The organism is Rhizobium sp. BK591, from assembly GCF_014195045.1.
Lineage (GTDB): Bacteria > Pseudomonadota > Alphaproteobacteria > Rhizobiales > Rhizobiaceae > Rhizobium > Rhizobium anhuiense.
Window position 1 is genome coordinate 912,681 of record NZ_JACIAZ010000001.1, and the last position, 22,208, is coordinate 934,888.

The following is a 22,208-nucleotide window of genomic DNA, read 5'->3' on the forward strand; positions in this document are numbered from 1 at the left end:
CGGCGCCCCCTGCGGAGCGCCGTTCATCCCGCGTGAGCGGAAGTCTGACTTACGAAGCCGAGATGTTGACAGCCTTCGGGCCCTTGCCCATGCGGTCCGGCTCGGTGTCGAAGGTAACCTGCTGGCCTTCGCGCAGCGACTGAATGCCAGAAGCCTGCAGCGCAGAGATATGGACGAAAACGTCCTTAGCGCCGCCGTCCGGCGTGATGAAACCAAAACCCTTGTCCTGGTTGAAGAATTTTACGGTGCCCTTGGTGGCCATTGGGATCGTCCTTTTCCCTTAGTCTGTGTAGTATCCGCGCCCCCGAGAGGAAGCGGACGGCTTTAGCTTTCGCCCCGATCGATTGGGACGAAGGGTCAGTCGGAGAAGTCACGTACGGGGAAAGAACGTCTACGTAGGCGGGTAGTCCCGCGCCGCCTTCCATAACGGAAGGGATTACCACATCAGTCCAGTCACCGGCATGCAAATGCCCGAGTAGGTGAATTGGTGCCAGCTTTTCGGGCAAAAAGCAAGCGGGATTATTGTGGCATGTCCCTTATCGTGACGGGAAATGCCGAAGATTCAGATACTTGACCGTGGGTTAACGGATCCTTGCACGGCTGTGCCATATCGGGATTCTGTGCCGAAACGGGATGAGCGGCGGATTCGATAGCCGGGCATGGATTTTGTCAGCAAATCGTTCTGGGCGGCTAGGCATGGCGGCGAACAGGATCTGGCGGATGCGAAGGTGATATGGTGGCCTGATGCTGGTGGCGGTGGAGCCGAATTTGGTGGAGCCGGCGGTCCCAACTCACCTTCACCATGAGGGCTCTCTTTGGCGTCTGCCGCCTTCCACTGCCGTTGGTGCCGTCGACCTCCCTCGTCTCCTTCATTCCTGTGCTCGTCACATGAATCCAGTGCGCCCACGTCCTTGGGCGCGGGCGAACGACTTCATCGCATGAGAGTCATTCACGGCGCCGACGCGCCGTGGCTGGATTCCTGTGACGAGCACAGGAATGAAGGAGAGGGTGGGATTGCCGGCGTGCGCCTCGTTGGCTTTATCCTGCCCGCCTACTGCGCCTCCCTCAGCAACGCACCGAGACTCCACGGATTATCCCCCTTCTGGTTGGCGATGTCGTCGACCTTCCAGCCGCCGTGTTCGCGTACCAGGGTGTAGAAAAGCGTCACCTCTTCGCCGTTTTCGAATTGCACCTCCACCTTGGCCTTATCATCCAGCAGGATCGGTTGGCCGATCCTGACGTCGCTGGCTGCGCCATCCTGACCTGATATGACGGGATCGAAGTCGACCGCGCCGACATCGCCTTCCGGCGTATTGTCGAGATCAGCCTGGAGGAGCTCGTTCAGATGGTCGGAGAAGAAGGCGGAATAGGGCGAGGGCGCTTCGGCGTCGCTCTTGTCGGTGTCATAGCTGTAAAGCGCCTTGAGCAGCGCCTTCGGCGTCTTGTAGGTCTGCGCTAACGCCGGCAAAGCTGCGAGCGCCGAGAAGGTGAGGGCGAGGATCAATGTGGGCAGACGCATGCGGCTCTCCTCGGATCGGCAGGAATTATAGCCGAATCGGGCGCGAAGGGGAGCGGCAATTTGGACCGGGCGGCCAACCCGAACTCGCTCTTCTTCCCAGCCGGGAGAAGAGATTGGGCGCGGCGCCCTGTTCCGCCTGATCGACACTGAGGGGCTTGCTGGCCGCAAGCCCCTCTATTTTGAAAACCATCGGCGACGCATCGCTGCGTCGCCTGCAATCCAGTCGCAACTAAATCAACGCCTCATGCGACAAGATCGAAAACGACGACTCGAAGACGTCCTTCACGGCCACCGTGAAATCGTGGCTGGTGACGTTTCCAGCCGCGTCGTAGGCTTCGGCGGTAAAGGTCAGGCTGTGTGTGCTTTCGTAGTCGATCGCCGCTTTCGTCTGGATCTTGTTGCCAACGAGCTTCAAGACGCCGTCGGCATCATCCGTCAGCCGCCACTTCACCGTGCCGCCCTCCGGATCGACCGCCGAGAGAAGGCCGACCGAAGTGCCAATCGCGACGTTCTCGGAGATCGAGCTGCGCGAGAAGGAAAGCTTGATCGGCGCCTGGTTAACCGGGGCTTCGTTGACGTCGAGGACGTTGATCGTGATGTCCTTTTCGACCGTGACCTTGCCGTCGGAGACCGCGACCTTGATCGTGTGCGACTTGGCCGTCTCGTAGTCCAGGGCCTTGGAGGTGACGATGCGGTTGCCGTTGATCCGGAAATGGTCGTTCGCCCCGTCGAGCAGCTTGTAGGTGAGGACGTCACCGTCGGCGTCCTTGGCGCTGAGCAGGCCAACCGTGGTCCAGATCGGGGTGTCCTCGGAGAGGGCGGTCTTGGAGAGCTGGATATTGGTCGGAGCGCTATTGCTGCCGTCACGCGTGAACTTTTCCGTGGCGAAATCGTAGACGCCATCGGCAAAGCGCGCGAATTCGACGTCATGCAGCGTATCCGACCCCTCCGCGGCGCTCGTCAGGATGTGATCGCCGTTGTTCAATGCGAAGGAATAATTGGCGAAATTACCTGAGAAGATCGCTGTATCGATGCCGTCGCCGCCATTGATAGTGTCGTTGCCGGCACCTCCGGTCAATTTGTCATTGCCGGCCTTGCCGTTGATGATGTCATTGCCGCCGCTGCCGTCGAAAATGTCGTTGCCGTTGGTGCCGGTAAACTCGTCGCTACCACCGCCGGTCTTGACGTCAACGCCGGAGACATAGCCGGTAATGAAAGCCCCGCGATCTCCGAGTTCGTCGGAAAGATCGAGGTGGGCGCTGTCCGTCACTGCCAATGAAGCGGGATAATTGTAGGCGGGGTTGTTCGAGTAGACGATCTTATCAAAGCTTTCGAACTGTGCGCTTGAACCCGAAACCAAATATCCCGCCGTTTCAAGGATTTCGATGTTCTTGATCGTCAAGCCCCTTAGTTCAAGGGCTTGCAGAGTATCGATCCCGGCGCCGCCGTCGATCGTTCCGGAGCCCTGACCGTTCACGCTTATGGCATCGTCACCGTCGCCTGCATTGATGTCGAAGATCTCAGGGTTACGGCCGCCGGCGTCACCATCGGAGATCATATCGTTGCCCGCGCCGCCTCTGATGACGTCATTTCCGACGTTATCTATAAGCTGGTCATTGCCGTCACCGCCATTCAGAATATCATTGCCATCTCTGCCCGCGAGCCAGTCATTGCCATCACCGCCGTTAAGCGTGTCATTGCCATCGCCGCCACGAAGCAGATCGTTTCCGGCGCCCCCATTCAGCGTGTCTGCGCCGTCGCCGCCATCGATGGTATCGTTGCCTGCGCCTGTCGTGATCACATTGTCGCCGCTCGAGCCAGTCACCTGCGCGGAGACCGAACCCAACTCGGCGGCCAGGTCGGCCATGCCGGAATCCGAGACAACCAGAGTGACAGGCGAGGAAGGATTTGCGGCGGAGTCCCGGATAACGTCGTAAGCTTCGAATGCGGCGCCTGTCTTGGTAATCGTTGCGCCGTTCGTGTCCAAAATATTCAAGGCCATATTGAAACTTTCCAAAAAGATGCGTTGCATTCTATGAAAATGAGACATCCTCAGTAGAACTGTTCTTGCAGCTTCAACGGACGACAACCCCCTGGGGATCTATGCCAATCCCCGATAAAGTTTTCAATGCAAAATTGTGTCTTTTCATTGCTTTTTAATGAAAAACTAAGGATAAAATACTGAGAGAACGAATTTTAATTTGAGAACTCAAAGCCATACTTTGGTTTTCATAATAGTATTATGTTTCATTTTCAGCCGGGATGCTCTCGGGAAAATTGTGTTTTCAGCGGGTTTTTCGGTGGTGTCGCGCCGTGCGACGGTCCTCCTGACTATCGCAGGTTGGTGCTGGCTTTGACTTGTTCCGGTTTCCCACGCGGGAGGCCTCACGCGAGCTTGATCAGTCCTGCCTTCGTCGACCTGAAACCGCAGGCGCGGTAGAAGCCGGTCAGGTGCGGTTCGAAATCGACATGCAGCCATTCGGCGCCGCGCTCGCGGGCGAGGCTCGTCGCTTGCCGAACCATGCGCGTCGCGATGCCCTGCCTTTGCATGTCGGGATGGACCGATGTGTCGAGGATGAAGGCATGGATGCCGCCGTCCCAGGCGACGTTGACGAAGCCGACGAGCCTGTCGTCGCGGTAGGCGCCGATATGGGCGAGGCTGCGGGACAGGATGGGAGTGAAGTCGCGGCTTTCAGAGGTGCCCCAGACGGCTGACCAGAGGGCGTTCAGTTCGGCGGCGGAGGGGAACGGGTCGATGCGCAGTTCTGGCATTGGCGGTTCCCTTCATTCAGCGGGCATGGAGGGTCTTCCCGATCAAAGGCAGGGGCGGGCCTGACTCATTTTGTGACGGCGAAGAGCACCTGTGGTGGCCACGTACCTAATTTCGCTTTCAAGACACGTAGAATTCGTTGATCACCGCCCCGGCCGCCCCGTCTTCCCCTTTGTCCGCCCCTTGCGCTTCTGCTCACCCGGGTCCTCATAACTCCCAACACCGGTCTTCCCGCGGACGACCGGCCGCACGTCATCGCGCTCCGGCTGGCCTTCCAGCAACGGCGAAAACCGCTTGGTGCCCTTGGCGGCTTCCGGCTTTTCCGGAACCTGGCCGATGACCGGCTTTTCCGTTCGGCCGACGGTCATTTCGTCGAGGTCGTTCTTGCGGAACAGGCTCTTCTTTGCGGGTTCGGCGATGTCCCGGCCCATCTCATCCAGATCCGGTTTCCGGAAGAGCGGGGTGCCCGGGCCCATGTCGTCGAGGCTGGGCCTGGTGAAGTAGGAGGCGGTGGCTGCCTCATCCGCTCTGCCGGGCACCGACCCGGGTCGAGCCGCTTGTCTCGACCCGTCCTCCGGACCCCCCGCGGGAAGAAGGGACTCGCGGGTCGCTTTGGCGTTCCGTCTGACGCCTTCCATCGCCTTTGACTCCTCGCGTGCCATCGGATCGTCCATGACGGCCAGTTCGGCAGCCTTGAGGCGTTTGATTTCGTCGCGGAGGCGGGCGGCTTTTTCGAAGTCGAGGTCGGCGGCGGCGTCGCGCATGCTCTTTTCGAGCGCGTTGAGATGGGTCTGCAGGTTGTTGCCGACGAGGTTGCCGCCATCGGCGAAGCCTTTGCCCGAGACGCCCGAGATATCGGCGCGGACGTGGTCGCGTTCGTAGACGCTGTCGAGGATGTCGGAGATCCTGGCCTTGACCGATTCCGGCGTGATGCCGTGTTCGGCGTTATAGGCCATCTGCTTTTCGCGGCGGCGACCGGTTTCTTCCATCGCCCGCTTCATCGAACCGGTGACCTGGTCGGCATAGAGGATGACCTTTCCGTCGACGTTACGCGCCGCACGGCCAATGGTCTGGATCAGCGATGTCTCCGAGCGCAGGAAGCCTTCCTTGTCGGCGTCGAGAATGGCGACGAAGCCGCATTCGGGAATGTCGAGGCCTTCGCGCAACAGGTTGATGCCGACGAGCACGTCGAAGGCGCCGAGGCGGAGATCGCGGAGAATCTCGATACGCTCCAGTGTGTCGATGTCGGAGTGCATGTAGCGCACGCGCACGCCCTGCTCATGCAGATATTCGGTCAGGTCCTCGGCCATGCGCTTGGTCAGCACGGTGCAGAGCGTGCGGTAACCCTTGGCGGATGTTTCGCGGATCTCGCCGAGCACGTCGTCGACCTGGCTGCGGGCCGAGCGGACCTCGACCGGCGGGTCGATCAGGCCGGTCGGGCGGATCACCTGTTCGGCGAAGACGCCGCCCGACTGCTCCATCTCCCAACTGCCCGGCGTGGCAGAGACGGCGATGGTGTCGGGGCGCATGGCGTCCCATTCCTCAAAACGTAGCGGTCGGTTGTCCATGCAGGAGGGCAGGCGGAAGCCGTATTCGGCCAGCGTCGCCTTGCGCCTGAAGTCGCCCCGATACATGCCGCCGATCTGCGGCACGGTAACATGGCTTTCGTCGATGAAGACGAGGGCGTTGTCGGGAATGTATTCGAAGAGGGTGGGCGGCGGATCGCCGGGGTTGCGGCCGGTGAGATAACGTGAATAGTTCTCGATGCCCTGGCAGGAGCCTGTGGCTTCGAGCATTTCGATATCGTAGCGCGTGCGCTGCTCCAGGCGCTGGGCTTCCAGCAGGCGGCCGGCCTTTTCCAGTTCGGCCAGGCGAAGCCTCAGCTCTTCCTTGATCGACTTAATGGCGCCGTTCAGCGTCGGGCGCGGGGTGACATAGTGCGAATTGGCGTAGATCTTCACCGATTTCAGGTCGCCGACCTTCTGGCCGGTGAGCGGGTCGAACTCGGTGATGGCGTCGATCTCGTCGCCGAACATCGAAATGCGCCAGGCGGCATCTTCCAAGTGGGCGGGGAAGAGTTCGATCGTATCGCCGCGCACCCGGAAGGAGCCACGGGTGAAATCCATGTCGCGGCGCTTATATTGCTGGGCGACGAGGTCGGCCAATAGCTGACGCTGGTCGAGCCGGTCGCCGACCGACATCTGGAAGGTCATCGCCGTATAGGTCTCGACCGAGCCGATACCGTAGATGCAGGAGACCGAGGCGACGATGATGCAGTCGTCGCGTTCGAGCAGCGAGCGCGTCGCCGAGTGGCGCATGCGGTCGATCTGCTCGTTGATCGAGGATTCCTTCTCGATATAGGTGTCGGAGCGCGGCACATAGGCTTCCGGCTGGTAATAATCATAGTAGGAAACGAAATATTCCACCGCATTGTCGGGGAAGAAGTTCTTGAATTCGGAATAGAGCTGGGCGGCCAGCGTCTTGTTCGGCGCCAGGATGACGGCCGGGCGCTGCGTCGCCTCGATCACCTTGGCCATGGTGAAGGTCTTGCCGGAGCCGGTGACGCCGAGCAGCACCTGGCTGCGGTCGCCATTCTCCAGGCCTTCGACGAGATCGCGGATGGCCGTGGGCTGGTCGCCGGCCGGCTCGTAATCCGACTGCATGCGGATGGCGATGCCGCCTTCGGATTTGTCGGGCCGGGCAGGGCGGTGCGGCGTCCAGATCTTGCCGTTCTTGTGCAGCGGATTGCCGCTCTCGATCAGCGCCGACAGCGCCTCTACGGTTGCGGTGACGGCGGTGCCGGCCTGCAGCGACGAAGCTTCCTCCAGCGTCGTATCCATACCGGAGACGGGATTGAGGCCGGCGGCCGCGCGCGTCTTCGGGTCGGTCGAGCCGCCCATGGAAGTGCCGCGCGCCGATTTCGAGGCGGCGATCTCGACCTTTTTGCGATGCTTGCCCGCCTTTGAGGCGATCTGACGCTGGGTCTCGACGCCCGAGGCCTCGGCATCAGCCTCGAGCTGCTTCACCCAGTCGGCGACAGAGCCGGAAAGCGGGGCTCCCTCAAAGGACGATTGGGCGGCTTCCTCGAAGCCATTCGGGGCGGGGGATTTCTTCGGAGATTTAGCCATGGCGCGAATATGGAGAGAGTCAGCGCGAAAGGGAAGAGGGAAAGAGTACAAAAGGGAAACGAACTGTGTGTTCGAAAGTGTGAATAGTTTGCAACGCAGGACCGCAACAGTGCTCCTTGCATTCTGTCTGCCGCCGGAGCACCCGCCTCGCCCTTCGAGGTGAGGCTCACTGCGTGTCGGCGCTCCGGCGCGGGGCACGACGGGTGCAATAAGCTCGGGCTAACAGCAGTTCACCATCGTTGTGCGGTAACCATTTGCTAACGTTAAGCATGTCCCAAGATCGTGTATTGCAAATAATATTCTCGCAATGTTTGTAGGAAATATATCGCGACTGCGCGTCGGCTTATTTGGAGATGAATTGAGTGAGAATTAAAGTCCTTGTTTGTGCCGCCCTGCTGGCGCTGGCCGGCTGCAATGCCCCGGTGTCGCAATCCGTTGCAGATTCCCAGCGTCCTCCCTCGACTGACGTCCGGCAGAACTTCGTCAACATCGTGTTCAAGAGAACCTACAGGCACGAAGCGGGAGAAGTCGTATGGGCTCGCATTTCCAGCGTGGTTCTGCTCGATCCTGAAAAAAAGATCTATGCTTACTGTGTGCGGGTGGTGCCCAAGCGCAGTTGGGGAGACTGGGCCTATCTCGGCGTCTCCTTCACGGACGGCAAAATATTAGGCGCGACGGTGAATGACGATCGCTGCCGCGACAAGCGGCTGCGCTACTACCCGTTTCCTGAGATGAACGGCATGAAAACCTGATGAAGGAGCGAGGGGCGCGCCACCGTTCGAGGCTTTGATGAGCGGCAGCGCGGCATGCCCGTCATGGGCGCGCGGCATCCTCCAACCTTCCTCATGCTGAGGTGCGTAGCCGCGCAGGCGGAGCCTCGAAGCACAGGGTGCGGCGCTGCTGCTTGCAGCCTCGGGAAACCCGATCCATCAATTTTGATTGAGAGAGCTTCAACGGAATGAAAATCAAGTTCCTTGCTTACGCTGCCCTGCTGGTATTGGCCGGCTGCCAAACCGCGGTGCCGCAATCCGTTACAGACTCCCAACGGCCGCCTTCCAGCGCAGTGCGACACGAGTACGTCGACGCTCTGCGGGGAACCATTAAACCGGGGAACTTCGTAAAGGCGGAGATTTCCAGCGTGGTTCTGCTTAATCCGGAAAAGCAGATATATGCTTATTGCACGCGCACGACGGAGCGCGGCAACCCAAACTGGTCCTATATCGGCCTGGGCTTGCAACACAACATGATATTGTACCTGAAAAGGAACGACTATCGCTGCCACGACGAACGGCTGCGTTACCATGATTTTCCGGAACTCCGGAACATGAAGTACTGAGCCAGAGGCGGGGTCTTTGCCAGCCTCGCCGGCACCCTTTCGGACGCCATCAAAACCAGAGATCTCGTCACTCAGCGCTTGACCAGCACGCTTGCCTGCACCGGCTGCTCGATACCCTTCAGGGCAAGCATGCGCGTTTCGGCGTCTGCGGTGAGAGCGGGCGCCTTCGCAGTCGTTTCGGCAGAGATCAGGATCTCGCCGGCGGCGGCCTGGGATTCGAGCCTTGCGGCCTGATTGACGACTCCGCCGATCGCGGTGAAATCGCTGCGGAAGCTTGAGAATTCGCCGATCTGGACCTCGCCGGAGTGGATGCCGACGCCGACGCCGAGGGTGCGGCCGGGTAATGCCTCGAGCGTCAGGCCGTTCAGCGCTGTGGCGCAATTTCGCTGTATTTCTAGGGCGGCCAGGATCGCAGCGCCGGCGTGATCATTCCGAACGATTGGGAAATTGAAGATCGCCATCAGTCCGTCGCCCATCTGTTTGTTGACGATGCCGTCATGCGCCCAGATCGCCTGCGCGCAGCGATCCTGGAACAGGCTGACGATCTCGCTCAGTTGCACCGCCTCGATACGCTCCGACAGATCCGTGAAACCACGGATATCGGCAAACAGGATGGTGGCGTCGACGGTGATCTGGCGCTGCTTCTTGACATATTGGAAGGAGCGCTCGCAGATCGTGCAGATATCGGGGTTCATCTTGCTGCGAGTGATGCCGAAGGCGCGGAAGGGCAAAGCGAGGGGGCCGCCGATCGGGATCGGCATATGCATCTGGTCCCAGCAGCCGCGGCAGATCCTGGCGCTGCCGTGCCTGGCCGGCTCCATGGAAGAGGTTGTCGTCATGTTTCCAAATCCGTCGCCTGATAGCCAAAAAAACAAGCTTCCAATACTTGGTTGCTTTTGACAACTCTCCCAATCATCGAAGACAATGATGGCTTGAAGTCTTTCGTCCGGCGCCATCCTGATCAGACACATCGCCGCCAAGTCGAATATCGTGTGGTGCGGCGATAGCATCGCGATAGGACCTCCTGTAGGATATTGTTCATAATACATTCGCTCTCCAGGAAAGACCGGGGATGGAGCGCCGTCTTGCAGCAATCCTGATCGCTGATGTCGTCGGTTACAGTCGATTGAGCCAGATCGACGAAGAGGGCACGCGTGCGCGTTTCCAGGCGGATCAGGACAATGTCTTCGAGCCGGCGATCGAGCGTCATCACGGCCGGCTTGTCAAAACCATGGGCGATGGTCTGCTGGTCGAATTCCAGAGTGTCGTCGATGCCTTGCGCTGCGCGGTGGAGGTTCAACAGCTGAAAGCCACGCATAATGCCGCTGTTGTCCCGGAGCATCGGCTCGAGTTCCGGATCGGCATCAATCTCGGCGATATTATCGTCGAGGGCGAGGACATCCAGGGCGACGGCGTCAATATCGCCGATCGAATGCAGGCGCTGGGGGAGCCGGGCGGCATCGCCATATCGGGCACGACATACGACCAGGTGAAATCGAAAGTCCCGGTCGGTTTCGCGTCGCTCGGCGAGCAGCGGCTGAAGAGCATCACCGAACCGGTCCGGGTCTATCGCGTCCTGCTCGATCCGACTGCTGCCGGCAAAACCGTCAAGACCCGCAGGCGCCCGCCGATGCGCCGCCTCATTGCGGGCATCGCAGCCGCCGTCATCCTCGCTCTTGCCGGTGCGGCGCTCTGGTGGTGGCAGCCGTGGATGCCGGCAAAACCCCCGGGGCTCGGCGAACGTTTTGCCTATCCGCTGCCGGACAGGCCCTCGGTTGCAGTTCTGCCCTTCATCAATGTCAGCGGCGATACCGAGCACGACCATCTCGCGGAGGGGTTGACCGACGACCTGATCACCGAACTGTCGAAAGTATCGGGTCTCTTCGTCATCGCCCGCCATTCGGTCTTCGCCATCCAGGACTCCGCCGGCAAGATCCAGGACGTGGCTGCCGAACTCGGTGTTCACTATGTGCTCGAAGGCACCTTGCAGCGCGCCGGGCCGCGGCTGCGGATCAATGTCAAACTGATCGACGCGGTCACCGGCCTGTCGCTCTGGGCCGAGCGCTACGACCGCCAGTATACCGATCTCTTCGCGGTTCAGGACGATGTGATCGGCAAGATCATTGCGGCCCTGTCGGTCAAGCTCAGCGCGCGCGAGCGCGACCAACTGGCCCGAATCCCGACCGAAAATCTCGAAGCCTATGATTATTACATGAGGGCCGAGCAGGAGGGCTTCATCTTCAGGGATGTCGATACCTATCGCCGGACGCTCTCCTTCTACCAGAAAGCGATCGATCTCGACCCGGGCTTTGCCAATGCCCATGCGGGCATTGCGCGCGTCGCCGTCGATGTCTGGCGCAACGACTACAATTATCTCTGGTCGGCGGCCGTTGCCCGCAAGATCGCCTATGACGCCGCCGGGCAGGCGCTCAAGCTCGATCCCAACAATGCCAGGGCGCACACCGTCCTTGCCCTGCTGCAATGGGTGGACGGGCGCGAGACGGAGGCCAGGAACTCCGCCAATATGGCCGTCGCGATGCAGCCGAACGATGCGGAGGCCGCCGCCAATCTCGCGCTCATCCTCGTTCACACCGGAAGCGCGGGCCAGGCCGTCGCCGAGATGGAGAAGGCCTTGCGGCTCGACCCATCGCCGGCGCCGAGCTTTCAACTGCTGGCGGGGATCGTTTTTTATACCGCCGGCGACGACCAGCGGGCGATCTCGCTGATAGAGCCGACGCTCCACAGCCTGCCGAAGGTCGAGCCGGCGCGCGAATATCTGGCGGCTGCCTATGCGGATCAGGGCAATCAAACCAGGGCCGCGGCGGAGACGGCAAAGCTGCTGGAGCTCTTCCCGGAGAGCAATCTGACCTATTACGGCTATCTCTATGATTATTGGCAGGACGGTGATCTGCAGCGCCATCTGGCCGGATTGCGAAAGGCCGGCATTCCCGAATGGCCCTTCGGTTTTACAGGCAATCAAGGCGACAGGCTCGGCGAGGCAGAGCTGCGCAATCTCGTCGACGGCAAAAGCTGGAGCGGCAAGCACAAGAACGGCACGGATTTCATGCAGTATTTCGACAAGGCCGGAAACACGGCCTATCGCAGCGCCAATACCAACATCACCGGCACGGTCGAGGTGCGAGGCGACAGAATCTGCGAAAAATTCGCCGGCTACTTCCTCGACCGGATGGTATGCGGATATGTCTACCGCAACACCACAGGCGAGCAGGGCGACCGGCCATATGTACACGTGACGCCGCGCGCCCTGACGTTCTTTTCACTTACGCCCTGACGTGCCGGCGATGGGCTTCATTTCGTCGCCGGTTGCTGCCAGACGGTGTGCATCTTCTCCGAAATCAGTGTCTGCTGAACTTCGGACCAATGCTTCTTGGAGTCGGTCACCTTGGTCGGATTCTTCTCCATGCCTTCCGCCGCCCCGGGATCATAGCTGAGATACAGTTTGCCGTCGATGATCCGCCAGGCTTTCGGATCGATATTGGTGGTCACCGTCCCCAAGGACACGCCATCGGCGCAATAGCCGCCATATTGCGGCGCATATCTGGACGGATCGCCCTTGAAGAGGTCGCGATTTCTAGCGCTGGAAAAATACCAGGTCGCGCCAAGCCAGTGATAGGAATATGTCTCGGATCCTTCGATGGCCTGATTTTCCGTGAAATAGGCGACCGGATCGTAGCCCTTGATCGCAACATTTCCGAAATAGCCGGTATTGACGAGTTCCTCGGCCCCCGCAGGCTGAAGGAAGGAGAGCAGCATGACCGTAGCGCCAACGGTTACGCCCACCCGCTTTCCGCATTTTTGCACATGATAAGACATAACAAGCTCCGTTCCCGGACGCGGTCTGTTACCTCAAGCGAAATGCTATTGCCGTTTGGTGCATTCCTTGTAGAGCGGTTCGCCTACAAGCTCGGCTTTCTGGCAAACAGCACCGGCTTCTATGAGTAATTTGGCCGTATCCCAATGCGCCCGCCACCCGGCTTGAGTGAGAGGCGTGTACCCATTTCTTTCCGTCGCTTCGACATCCGCATTCTTCGTCAACAGAAAAGCGACCACCTCAGTGCGGCCCTCTTCGGCGGCGCCGTGCAGCGGCGACATCTGATAGAAATTCTTCCTGTCGTTGACGACAGCTCCCTCTGCGACAAGCAGTTTCACCACCTCCAGATTTCCTCCATAGGCTGCCGCATGCAGTGCCGTCAGCCCACCCTTGTTGCGAATTTCGATGTCGGCGCCGCGATCCAGCAAAAGAGCGACGACATCGGCATGGCCCGCCAATGACGCGATAATCAGCGCCGGCTCGCCCGCCTCATCGACCTCCGACAGATCGGAGCCCTGATCCAGCAACTGTTTGACGCGTGCGACATCGCCATCCCCAGCCGCCTGGTGCAAAGGACCAGCCCATGATGGCAGCACGCCCATGGCAAGCGCAGCAACAGTCGCGATAAAAACATTCACGGGCACGATCTCGGCTTGATTGGGGTTCGCATGCGCCGTTTTGTCGCGTTTTAGCACGCGTGCCGGCCGTAAACAAGATTACGCTAATGGACGCGCTCGTGGTCAACACCACGCATGCGCTGCGGCTGCGACCAACGGTTCCGGGGAATACGGTCACACTTGTTACTCCCCCTGTCCGATTTCCGATGCGAAACTATCTCAGACCAATGCGCGATGAACCGGGCTTCCAAACCAGGGAATTCGCCCTGATGAGGAGATTGAACCATGACTGCTTCAGCCGAGAATGGAAAAAGCGGACAAGCCATGCACAAGCCGCCAGTCGTGTCGCCGCAGGCCTGGGAGGCGGCCCGCGAACAGCTGCTGGTCAAGGAAAAGGCCGAGACCCGGGCTCGCGATGCGCTCGCCGCCGAGCGCCGGCGCATGCCATGGGTGGCGGTCGAGAAGGCCTATGCGTTCGAAGGTCCCGGGGGCAAAGTCAGCTTGCTCGATCTGTTCGAAGGCAGACACCAACTCATCCTCTACCGCGCCTTTTACGAGCCCGGCGTGTTCGGCTGGCCCGAGCATGCCTGCCGCGGCTGCTCGATGGTGGCCGATCAGGTCGCCCATGTCGCCCATCTCAACGCCCGCGACACGACACTGGTCTTTGCCTCGCGGGCGCCGCAGGCCGACATCACCCGGCTGAAGGCGCGCATGGGCTGGACGATGCCGTGGGTTACCATCACCGACAGCTTCGACAAGGATTTCGGCGTCGACGAGTGGCACGGCACCAACGTGTTCTACCGCGACGGCGAGCGCATCTTCCGCACCTATTTCATCAACAACCGTGGCGACGAGCAGATGGGCGGCACCTGGAACTACCTCGACATCACCCCGCTCGGCCGCCAGGAAGTCTGGGAAGACTCGCCCAAGGGCTACCCCCAGACCCCGACCTACAAGTGGTGGAACTGGCACGACAGTTATGTGCCGGACGCCGAGCCCGACAAGAAGTGGGTCGAGGTGTCTGATGCAGGGGAGGCGGCGTTTCGGGCCGAGAGCGCAAACGAGAAACCGTGAGGGAGGCAGGCGGCTGCGGATCAGCGGCCTGCAGGCGCCGGTCCGTCGGGCCGCGCCGTCAAATCTTCGGCCGCCCGCCATAGAGCCGTTGCCTTGCCGGCCGCGGCCCGTGCTTTCCCGATGCCGGAGCGACCGCGCCATCGGTTGGTTTCTCCACAGGACCAGCAGCGGGGCCGGTAACGCTGCCCGCTGATCGCCAACTTATTCTTCTCAAAGTGGAAACTTTTCGGGGACGGTTGCGTTGTAGCCGCTACCGGCAGTGCGCCTGACAGGGCCGTCTATGGGGAGGCTTATGCATGAAGGTCATGATCGTTGAAGACGAGAATTTTATCGCTCTGGAACTCGAGCGCATCGCGCAAGAGGCCGGACACCAGACCATTGGGCCGGTCTCGACGGTGGAGCAGGCTCTCGCCCACGCTCAAAGAAGCGATGTCGCGCTCGTCGATCTCAGTCTCTCCGACGGGCTGAGCGGCGCCCAGCTCGCGCGCCGGCTGATCGATCGCCATAGAGTTGACGTCATCTTCGTGACTGGCAGTCCCGAGAGCGTCGGTCACGGTATCGACGGTGCGCTTGATGTGATCGCCAAGCCCTTTACCGACGAGAGGGTCGCCAGCGCGCTCTCGCGGGCGGCGGCGCGACGCAAAGACTTCGACAGCAGCAAGGCTGCGTTCTGAACAGCAAGGCTATGTTGTGATAAGAAGAAGATCGGCGTCATTCAGACCGTTGGCGCCCACCTGAGGAGACAGTCCGGATGAAGCACGCGCTCATTGCCGTTCTCTTCATTCTCAGCGCTTGCGCCAGCGCAGGGGATCCGCAGCCTCTTCCGGGCAGCCTCACCTATGGCGGAAAGGTCCTCCATTCGCCCTATCGTCCGGGAACGGTGGTCAAGAATACCTTTCTCGGCGATTTCGGTTACCGCGTCTTCGAAACCTATGTCGTTCAACCGGATGGGACGCTCAAGCTGACGTCCCAAAGCACAGGGCCGGACTTCCTTTGGCAGTGAAGGCTCCTCAATCCAGAGGGCGCAAGGTGCGCGCACCTCGAGCATTTGAGGCTGCTCGTTGACTTTTGCATTTTTCATTTCAGTGCAGTTGAATGTTGCGCTGCGGTAAAAATTTCGTCTATACCGCAGGCATTCACAACGGACCCGGTGAGACCCCGGGTGGCTCTTCTGGCCGCCGATCCGCCAGACAAAGCAAAACCTGCATGCCGTCACGCGACCGCTCGCCAGAGCGGGTCTGGCCATGCTTTGCGAGAATCTATCCCATGCTGCTTTCCTCCATCCGTCGTGATTGGTCCGCCAATCCTATGCGCGAAATGCTCGCCGGAGCGGTGGCGACCTTCGCCCTGATCCCCGAGGTGATCGCCTTTTCCTTCGTGGCGGGAGTCGATCCCGAAGTCGGTCTGTTTGCCTCTTTCGTGATCAGCATCGTCATTGCATTTACCGGTGGACGCCCGGCGATGATTTCGGCCGCCGCCGGGTCGGTGGCGCTGGTCGCAGCGCCGCTGGTGCATGCCCATGGTTTGCCCTATCTCTTTGCGGCCGGGCTGCTGGCGGGGTTAATCCAGATCGGCTTCGGCCTGCTGCGCCTTGGCGTGTTGATGCGCTTCGTGTCGAAATCCGTCCGCACCGGCTTCGTCAATGCGCTAGCTATTCTGATCTTTGCCGCGCAAATGCCGCATATTGTCGGTGCCGGCTGGATGGAATATGCCGTGCTGATCGCCGGGCTTGTTATCATTTACCTGACGCCGCGGATCACCACCGCGATCCCGTCGCCGCTGATCTGCATCCTGATCCTGACCGTCGCGTCGATGGTGCTCGGGCTTCCCGTGCTCACCGTCGCTGACCTCGGCAAGCTGCCGGAATCGCTTCCGGTGTTCGGCTGGCCGGCTGTGCCGCTGACGCTGGAAACGCTTAGCATAATCGCCGGACCCGCACTTGCCATCGCCATGGTCGGGCTGTTGGAATCGATGATGACGGCGAGTGTCGTCGACGATCTCACGGATACGCCGAGTTCGAAGAACCGCGAATGTACCGGTCTCGGTCTCGCCAATGCGGCCGCGAGCCTGTTCGGCGGCATTGCCGGCTGCGGCATGATCGGCCAGACAGTCAGCAACGTGAAATATGGCGGGCGCGGCCGGCTTTCCACGCTGTTTGCCGGCGCGTTCCTGCTGATCCTGATGGTGCTCCTGAAGCCGTGGGTGTCCGAGGTTCCCGTCGCCGCACTGGTGGCGATCATGGTCATGGTATCGATCGACACGTTCGACTGGTCGTCGCTCCGAGCCGTGGTGGTCCATCCCAGGATGTCGAGCGCCGTGATGGTGGCGACCGTCATCGTCACCGTCTTCACCGCGAACCTGGCGCTCGGGGTGACGGTCGGGGTGCTGCTCAGCGGCGTGTTCTTCACCTTCAAGGTTGCTAGCCTGCTGCGGGTGGACGTCGCGCCCGACGCAACGACCGGGCGGCTGACCTACCGCGTGTCCGGCCAGGTGTTTTTTGCCTCTGCCGATGTCTTCGTCGAGGCTTTCGACGTTCAGGACGCGATCGGCAAGACCGTGCTGATCGACGTGTCCGAAGCGCATTTCTGGGACATCACGGCCGTTGCTGCGCTCGACAAGGTCGTCCATCGTTTTAGGGCGCACGACATCGCCGTGGAGGTCGCGGGCCTTAACCAAGCCAGCGCGACTTTGATCGGAAGTCTCGACGGCAAGGTGGTGTTGAAGGAGGTCTAACGGCTAAGGTCGGATTTCATCCTAAGGCGATATGATGGCGAATTCCTCGCTCCCGCCAGTTCCTGTGGAGTTCAGCCGTGTGACGGCCAGTTCAATGAATGCTTTGACCAAAGGCGGCAGGTGTCGGCTGCTGGGATAGACGACATGGAAGCCGCCGGCCGGGGTCGTATAGCCGTCGAGAACGCGGCGAAGCCGCCCATCCTTGATGCAGGCTTCGGCAAATCGGTGTGGCAGTTGGGCGATGCCGTGGCCGGCGATTGCGGCGGCCATCACCGCCTGCATCTCGTTGGCGGCGAAGCGGCCCGAAACCGCGATCGTTTCCTGACCGCGCGGACCTTCCAGCAACCATTGCGCATGGACAGACTGGCCGGCGATGACGCAGTCGTGGCGGACGAGATCTTCAGGCGCGGCGGGCGGGCCGCAGCGGGCGAGATAATCCGGGCTTGCGCAGAGAAGGCGGTGCATCGAGCCGAGTTTGCGGGCGACCAAGGTAGAATCCTCGAGGACACCGGTGCGGAAGGCCAAGTCTATGCCGTTTTCGACGAGGTTCAGCCTGTCGTCGGTCAGGCGCAGTTCGACCCTCGTCTTCGGGTAGGTCGAAAGAAATCCAAAGATCGCATCCTGGAGGAAATGGCCACCGAAGCCGACCGGCGCCGATATGCGGATCGTGCCGGCAGGCTCCGCACGCGCTTCCGCAAGCTGCAGGTTGGCGCCTTCGATGGTGCGTAGCGCCTGGCTGCTTTCTTGGTAGTAGAGACGCCCTGAAGCCGTCAGGTTGAGGCTGCGGGTCGTGCGCTGCAGCAGCCGCACGCCGAGTTCGCGTTCCAGCTCGGCGATGCGGCGGCTGACCGTCGTCTTCGGCATGCCGAGCAAGCGCGCGGCGGCGGTGAAGCTGCCCGCTTCGACGACGCGGGCGAAGATCATGATATCGTTGAGATCGAGCATTGTAGCTCCACATGGTACGATGTTTCTCAATTATAGGCCATTATGGTTCAATGCGACAGACCCTAACTTTGCTGTATCCGTCACAACAAGGAGTAGACAGATGAGCAACACACGAAGCGTTCTGGTCACAGGCGCCACCGGCCAGCAGGGCGGCGCGGTCGTGCGCGCCCTGATCGCGCGGGGACATCGCGTCAAGGCGATTAGCCGCCGGCCGGACAGCGAAGGCGCAAAACGGCTGACCGCGGCGGGAGTCGAGGTCGTCGCCGGCGATCTTGACGACGCGGCATCCGTGGCGACGGCGGCAGAGGGCGTCGACACGATGTTTCTGATGGGCAACAGCTACGAGGCCGGAACGGACGCGGAAACCCGTCAGGGCATTGCCGTCGCCAATGCGGCAAAGGCCGCCGGCGTCGGCCACCTGATCTATTCCTCCGTCGCCGATGCCGACAAGAAGACCGGCATTCCGCATTTCGACAGCAAGTATCTGGTCGAGAAGCATATCGCCGGTCTCGGCATACCCTATACGATCAGCGCGCCCGTCGCCTTCATGGAAAACACCGTGGCACCCTGGGCGATCGACGGCCTGCGCCAGGGCGTCTACGCCGCCGCGCTGCCGCCGACGCGCGTGCTGCAACAGATCACCATTGATGACATTGGTGCTTTTGTCTCGGCATTGGCCGAGCGGCGCGAACAGGTGTTCGGCAAGCGTTTCGATATTGCCGGCGACGAGTTGTCGGGCGAGCAGCAGGTGAAGATCTTGTCCGAGGTGCTCGGCCGCCCGATTCGCTTCCAGGAATTGCCGATCGCGGCGATACGGCAGCAGAGCGAGGATACGGCGCTGATGTTCGAATGGTTCGACCGCACCGGCTACGACGCCGGTATCGCCGCCCTGCGCCGCGATTTTCCTGAGGTCGGCTGGCACAGCTACGCCGACTGGGCGCGGGGCTTCGATTGGAGTGTGCTCGGTAGGGCGGGCGGCTGAGTTGATGCGGTATCACCGGCCGGTGATATCGCCGGCTGATGACATCTGACGGAGGTGGATCGGCCGGCAATCGCCTTACGGCCACGTCGAAAGAGGGGCAACGATAGCCCAACTTCTCGGCATCCTCGGCCTCGAGCCGAGGATGCAGGCGATCGTGCCCGCTTGCACAGTCGCCGGTGAATCCTAGTATTCAATCGAAGACTTGTGTCCTTGAGAAGGAGGCTTCGATGCCGTCGAGTTTCAACGTCGAAAGTGCCGATGGTTATGAACGGCTGATGGGGCGCTGGAGCAGAAGGCTGGCGCCGATGCTGATCGATTTCACCGGTCTCGCGAATGGTAATCGCGTGCTCGATGTCGGTTGCGGGACCGGCAGCCTGGCGTTCACTTTGGCGGAAACGCCAGGCCTGCGGGAGATCGTCGCCGTCGACTATTCGCCGGTCTTCGTCGAGGCCGCAACCCGGCGGAACACCGATCCGCGAATAACGATCCAGCAGGCCGATGCCTGCGCTCTTCCTTTCGAGGACAACCGCTTCGACCGGGCGATGTCGCTGCTCGTCCTGCATTTCGTGCCGGAGGCGGGAAAGGCGGTGTCCGAGATGGTTCGCGTTGTGCGCCCGGGCGGCGTGGTCGCGGCGGCCGTCTGGGACCATTATGGCGGCATGTCCTGCATGCGAATGATGTGGGATACCGTGGTGATGCTCGACGAGAATGCGCTGCCCTTGCGCCGCAAATATTGTTTTCAGCCGATGATGCGGCCGGGGGAAATGAAGGAGAGCTTCATCGCGCAGGGCCTTGTCGATGTCGAGGAGACGTCGCTGCTGATCCGGATGGAGTATTCTTCCTTCGAGGACTACTGGGATCCAATCGCTGCCGGTGAGGGGCCGCTCGGTAAATATGTCGCAGGGCTGGATCCGGCGAAGCGAAGGGCCGTCGATGCCGCCGTCAGGGCGGCATACGAGGCGGGTGAGCCCGATGGGCCGCGGTCTTTCGCGTCGGTGGCGTGGGCGTGCCGGGGGCAGGTGCCAGCGGAAGGCTAGGCACAGCTTGCTGCGTATGGCGCAAGTCCAAGAGAGCCTCCTCCTGAGGCACCGCGCAGAGACCCCCAAGGATGGGGCGGATGCGGGGCGGCATCAAATGGACGCAGGGAGCGGCGTTGCGGCGTGTTCTTCGAGGCTTCGCCCTTCGGGCTCGGCGCATCAGGATGAGGGACGTTGGAGAATGTCGCGCCCAAAGGGCAGGGCGCTGGCCAGTCGCATTCCTGCGACAAGGAGCCGCGTGTGACCCGATCACGCCAATCGTGATGGAACAGCGGCAGGATTGATGACGTTATTGCCCGCTGTCGCCCACAGCGAACGCAATTGTCGACAGCATCACCCGCCCGTTTCGGGCACCCCTTCCGACGGCATCCGGAATTGCCCGCCTCGCCGCCGCTTTCGGACGGAGGAATTCATATGTCCGCTTTGGAAAGCCTGCGCCGGCTGACGCCGCAGCAGCGCAACACCGTCATCGCCAGTTATCTCGGCTGGACGCTCGACGCCTTCGATTTCTTCATTCTCGTCTTCGTTCTCAAATATATCGCCGAGGAATTCCACACAGACGTCCCCGCCGTCTCGGTGGCGATCTTCCTGACACTTGCCATGCGGGCGCTCGGCGCGCTGATCTTCGGGCTTGCGGCCGACCGCTACGGTCGGCGCATCACACTGATGGCCGACGTGCTGCTTTATTCGCTGTTTGAATTCCTGACCGGCTTCTCCACGGGGCTCACCATGTTTCTGGTCCTCAGGGCGCTCTATGGGATCGCCATGGGCGGCGAATGGGGCGTCGGCGCTTCGCTTGTCATGGAGACGGTGCCGGAGGAGAGCCGCGGCATCGTCTCGGGCATTCTGCAGGCGGGTTATCCCTCGGGCTATCTGATCGCCTCGATCGTATTCTTCCTGCTCTTTCCGGTCATCGGCTGGCGCGGCATGTTCTTCGTCGGCGCGGTGCCGGCGCTGCTGGTGCTCTACATCAGGCGCAATGTCGAAGAGAGCCCGGCCTTCCTGAAGCGGCAGGCCGAGGGGCGGCGGCCATTCCTGACGGTCTTGCGCGAAAACATTCCGCTGTTCATCTGGGCGGTGTTTTTGATGACGGCGTTCAACTTCTTCAGCCATGGCACGCAGGACATCTATCCGACCTTCCTTGAGACCCAACGCAACTATTCGAGCTACACGGTCGGCGCCATCGCCATCGTCTACAACATCGGGGCGATCTGCGGCGGGCTGTTCTTCGGGGCGCTGTCGCAGCGGATCGGGCGCAGGCGCGCAATCGTCATCGCCGCGCTGATCGCCGTGCCCGTGGCACCGCTCTGGGCCTATGCGCCGGGGCCGGTGCTGCTCGCCATCGGCGCCTTCCTGATGCAGTTCTTCGTCCAGGGCGCCTGGGGCATCGTGCCGGTGCATCTGAACGAGCTGTCGCCGGATGAGGTGCGCGGCACCTTTCCGGGCTTTGCCTACCAGCTCGGCAACCTGCTCGCCTCAGGCAATGCGACGCTGCAGGCGGGGTTGGCTGCCCGCTGGGACGGCGACTATGCGTACGCGCTATTAATCGTCGCCGCCGTAGTGGCGCTGGTCGTCGCGGCTCTCGCCGGCTTCGGCTACGAGAAGAAGGATGTCCGCTTCGGCACGGAGGAGGCCGAGGAGCCGCATGGCGCGATGCGAATCTAGCGCTGCCTGCGGTACGAGGGCCGGCGGCTGATGTCGCCGGCCTTTAACTCGGCGATCCGCATCGCCTCGATGGCGTGAGACGATCGGTCCATGCTCTGGGACTTGCGGCGGAACGCCAGCATGCTAGGTAAGGCCCGCCGGTATCTCGCCGGTCAACTTTCCCTTAACAGCCCCCCGAGTTTCTTCATGTCCTTTTCTCCCGCCGCCATCTGGCCCGTCGTCATGCTGTTTGCCTCGAATATCTTCATGACCTTTGCCTGGTACGGGCATCTCAAGCACAAGAGCAGCGCGATCTTCCTCGCCATTATCGTCAGCTGGGGGATCGCCTTCTTCGAATATTGCCTGGCGGTACCGGCGAACCGTATCGGCTCGGCGGTCTATACGACGGCGCAGTTGAAGACGATGCAGGAGGTGATCACGCTGATCGTCTTTTCCGGCTTCTCGATCTTCTGGCTCGGCGAGAACCTGACCTGGAACCATGCGATCGGCTTCGCCCTGATCGCAATTGGTGCATCCTTCATCTTCCGTGCATAAACTTTAGCCTTTTCAACAGATTACAAATCGTCCATG

Annotated in this window: 20 protein-coding genes and 1 other annotated feature; of the genes, 11 read left to right on the forward strand and 9 right to left on the reverse strand. The window is 61.1% G+C overall.

Annotated features, from left to right (window positions below):
* Window positions 1-49: 49 nt before the first annotated feature.
* The 5 genes from FHX10_RS04405 to uvrB form a co-directional block, all read right to left on the reverse strand.
* Window positions 50-262, reverse strand: coding sequence for a cold-shock protein (locus FHX10_RS04405; RefSeq protein WP_003540801.1), 213 nt, complete (start codon window positions 260-262; stop codon window positions 50-52).
* A gap of 789 nt (window positions 263-1,051) precedes the next feature.
* Window positions 1,052-1,519 (reverse strand): DUF3828 domain-containing protein, encoded by a 468-nt coding sequence (locus FHX10_RS04410; RefSeq protein WP_029733183.1) that lies wholly within the window; start codon window positions 1,517-1,519, stop codon window positions 1,052-1,054.
* 229 nt (window positions 1,520-1,748) lie between these two features.
* A complete protein-coding gene (locus tag FHX10_RS04415) occupies window positions 1,749-3,521 on the reverse strand; it encodes a cadherin domain-containing protein (protein ID WP_029733182.1) in 1,773 nt (590 codons plus the stop codon).
* 383 nt (window positions 3,522-3,904) lie between these two features.
* Window positions 3,905-4,291 (reverse strand): GNAT family N-acetyltransferase, encoded by a 387-nt coding sequence (locus FHX10_RS04420; protein ID WP_025554792.1) that lies wholly within the window; start codon window positions 4,289-4,291, stop codon window positions 3,905-3,907.
* A 141-nt stretch (window positions 4,292-4,432) separates the two neighbouring features.
* On the reverse strand, window positions 4,433-7,417 hold the full coding sequence (gene uvrB, locus FHX10_RS04425) for an excinuclease ABC subunit UvrB (protein WP_184389105.1): 2,985 nt from the start codon (window positions 7,415-7,417) through the stop codon (window positions 4,433-4,435).
* 362 nt (window positions 7,418-7,779) lie between these two features.
* On the opposite strand from uvrB, the gene FHX10_RS04430 reads away from it, so the two are divergent.
* Window positions 7,780-8,169 carry a hypothetical protein gene (locus FHX10_RS04430; RefSeq protein ID WP_025554509.1) on the forward strand — a complete coding sequence of 130 codons (390 nt, stop codon included), beginning with the start codon at window positions 7,780-7,782 and terminating at the stop codon, window positions 8,167-8,169.
* Between the two features lie 206 nt (window positions 8,170-8,375).
* Entirely contained in the window at window positions 8,376-8,753 is a 378-nt protein-coding gene (locus tag FHX10_RS04435) for a hypothetical protein (protein WP_025554511.1), read from the forward strand.
* Window positions 8,754-8,824: 71 nt separating this feature from the next.
* On the opposite strand, the gene FHX10_RS04440 is transcribed toward FHX10_RS04435, so the two are convergent.
* Window positions 8,825-9,592: an adenylate/guanylate cyclase domain-containing protein gene (locus FHX10_RS04440; RefSeq protein ID WP_025554513.1), complete on the reverse strand. Its 768-nt coding sequence runs from the start codon at window positions 9,590-9,592 to the stop codon at window positions 8,825-8,827.
* A gap of 233 nt (window positions 9,593-9,825) precedes the next feature.
* On the opposite strand from FHX10_RS04440, the gene FHX10_RS04445 reads away from it, so the two are divergent.
* Entirely contained in the window at window positions 9,826-12,045 is a 2,220-nt protein-coding gene (locus FHX10_RS04445) for an adenylate/guanylate cyclase domain-containing protein (RefSeq protein WP_025554514.1), read from the forward strand.
* 17 nt (window positions 12,046-12,062) lie between these two features.
* Here the strand turns inward: FHX10_RS04445 and FHX10_RS04450 are convergent, their stop codons facing one another.
* Window positions 12,063-12,587, reverse strand: a complete 525-nt coding sequence (locus FHX10_RS04450) for a YHS domain-containing (seleno)protein (RefSeq protein ID WP_029723084.1) — start codon at window positions 12,585-12,587, stop codon at window positions 12,063-12,065.
* 45 nt (window positions 12,588-12,632) lie between these two features.
* Window positions 12,633-13,280 carry an ankyrin repeat domain-containing protein gene (locus FHX10_RS04455; RefSeq protein WP_025554517.1) on the reverse strand — a complete coding sequence of 216 codons (648 nt, stop codon included), beginning with the start codon at window positions 13,278-13,280 and terminating at the stop codon, window positions 12,633-12,635.
* Between the two features lie 207 nt (window positions 13,281-13,487).
* Here FHX10_RS04455 and FHX10_RS04460 point away from each other — a divergent pair, with 207 nt between their 5' ends.
* The 4 genes from FHX10_RS04460 to FHX10_RS04475 all read left to right on the forward strand — a co-directional run bounded on the left by FHX10_RS04460 (window position 13,488) and on the right by FHX10_RS04475 (window position 17,009).
* Complete coding sequence (locus FHX10_RS04460; protein ID WP_025554519.1) at window positions 13,488-14,276, forward strand: DUF899 domain-containing protein; 789 nt, start codon at window positions 13,488-13,490, stop codon at window positions 14,274-14,276.
* 296 nt (window positions 14,277-14,572) lie between these two features.
* Window positions 14,573-14,950 carry a response regulator gene (locus FHX10_RS04465; protein ID WP_025554521.1) on the forward strand — a complete coding sequence of 126 codons (378 nt, stop codon included), beginning with the start codon at window positions 14,573-14,575 and terminating at the stop codon, window positions 14,948-14,950.
* Between the two features lie 77 nt (window positions 14,951-15,027).
* Window positions 15,028-15,279, forward strand: coding sequence for a hypothetical protein (locus FHX10_RS04470; RefSeq protein ID WP_025554522.1), 252 nt, complete (start codon window positions 15,028-15,030; stop codon window positions 15,277-15,279).
* A 137-nt stretch (window positions 15,280-15,416) separates the two neighbouring features.
* Window positions 15,417-15,472, forward strand: a sequence feature (sul1 is cis-regulatory element that is thought to sense ions involved in sulfur or methionine metabolism; They are found in Alphaproteobacteria).
* Window positions 15,473-15,542: 70 nt separating this feature from the next.
* Window positions 15,543-17,009: a SulP family inorganic anion transporter gene (locus FHX10_RS04475; RefSeq protein WP_029868238.1), complete on the forward strand. Its 1,467-nt coding sequence runs from the start codon at window positions 15,543-15,545 to the stop codon at window positions 17,007-17,009.
* Between the two features lie 21 nt (window positions 17,010-17,030).
* Here the strand turns inward: FHX10_RS04475 and FHX10_RS04480 are convergent, their stop codons facing one another.
* Complete coding sequence (locus FHX10_RS04480; RefSeq protein WP_029733195.1) at window positions 17,031-17,954, reverse strand: LysR family transcriptional regulator; 924 nt, start codon at window positions 17,952-17,954, stop codon at window positions 17,031-17,033.
* A gap of 100 nt (window positions 17,955-18,054) precedes the next feature.
* Here FHX10_RS04480 and FHX10_RS04485 point away from each other — a divergent pair, with 100 nt between their 5' ends.
* From FHX10_RS04485 to FHX10_RS04500, 4 genes are all read left to right on the forward strand, one after another.
* Window positions 18,055-18,936, forward strand: a complete 882-nt coding sequence (locus FHX10_RS04485) for an NmrA/HSCARG family protein (RefSeq protein WP_029733196.1) — start codon at window positions 18,055-18,057, stop codon at window positions 18,934-18,936.
* Window positions 18,937-19,163: 227 nt separating this feature from the next.
* Complete coding sequence (locus FHX10_RS04490) at window positions 19,164-19,973, forward strand: class I SAM-dependent methyltransferase (protein ID WP_028757582.1); 810 nt, start codon at window positions 19,164-19,166, stop codon at window positions 19,971-19,973.
* A 414-nt stretch (window positions 19,974-20,387) separates the two neighbouring features.
* Entirely contained in the window at window positions 20,388-21,638 is a 1,251-nt protein-coding gene (locus tag FHX10_RS04495) for an MFS transporter (protein WP_029868239.1), read from the forward strand.
* Between the two features lie 186 nt (window positions 21,639-21,824).
* A complete protein-coding gene (locus FHX10_RS04500) occupies window positions 21,825-22,172 on the forward strand; it encodes a DMT family protein (protein WP_029868240.1) in 348 nt (115 codons plus the stop codon).
* Window positions 22,173-22,208: the final 36 nt, after the last annotated feature.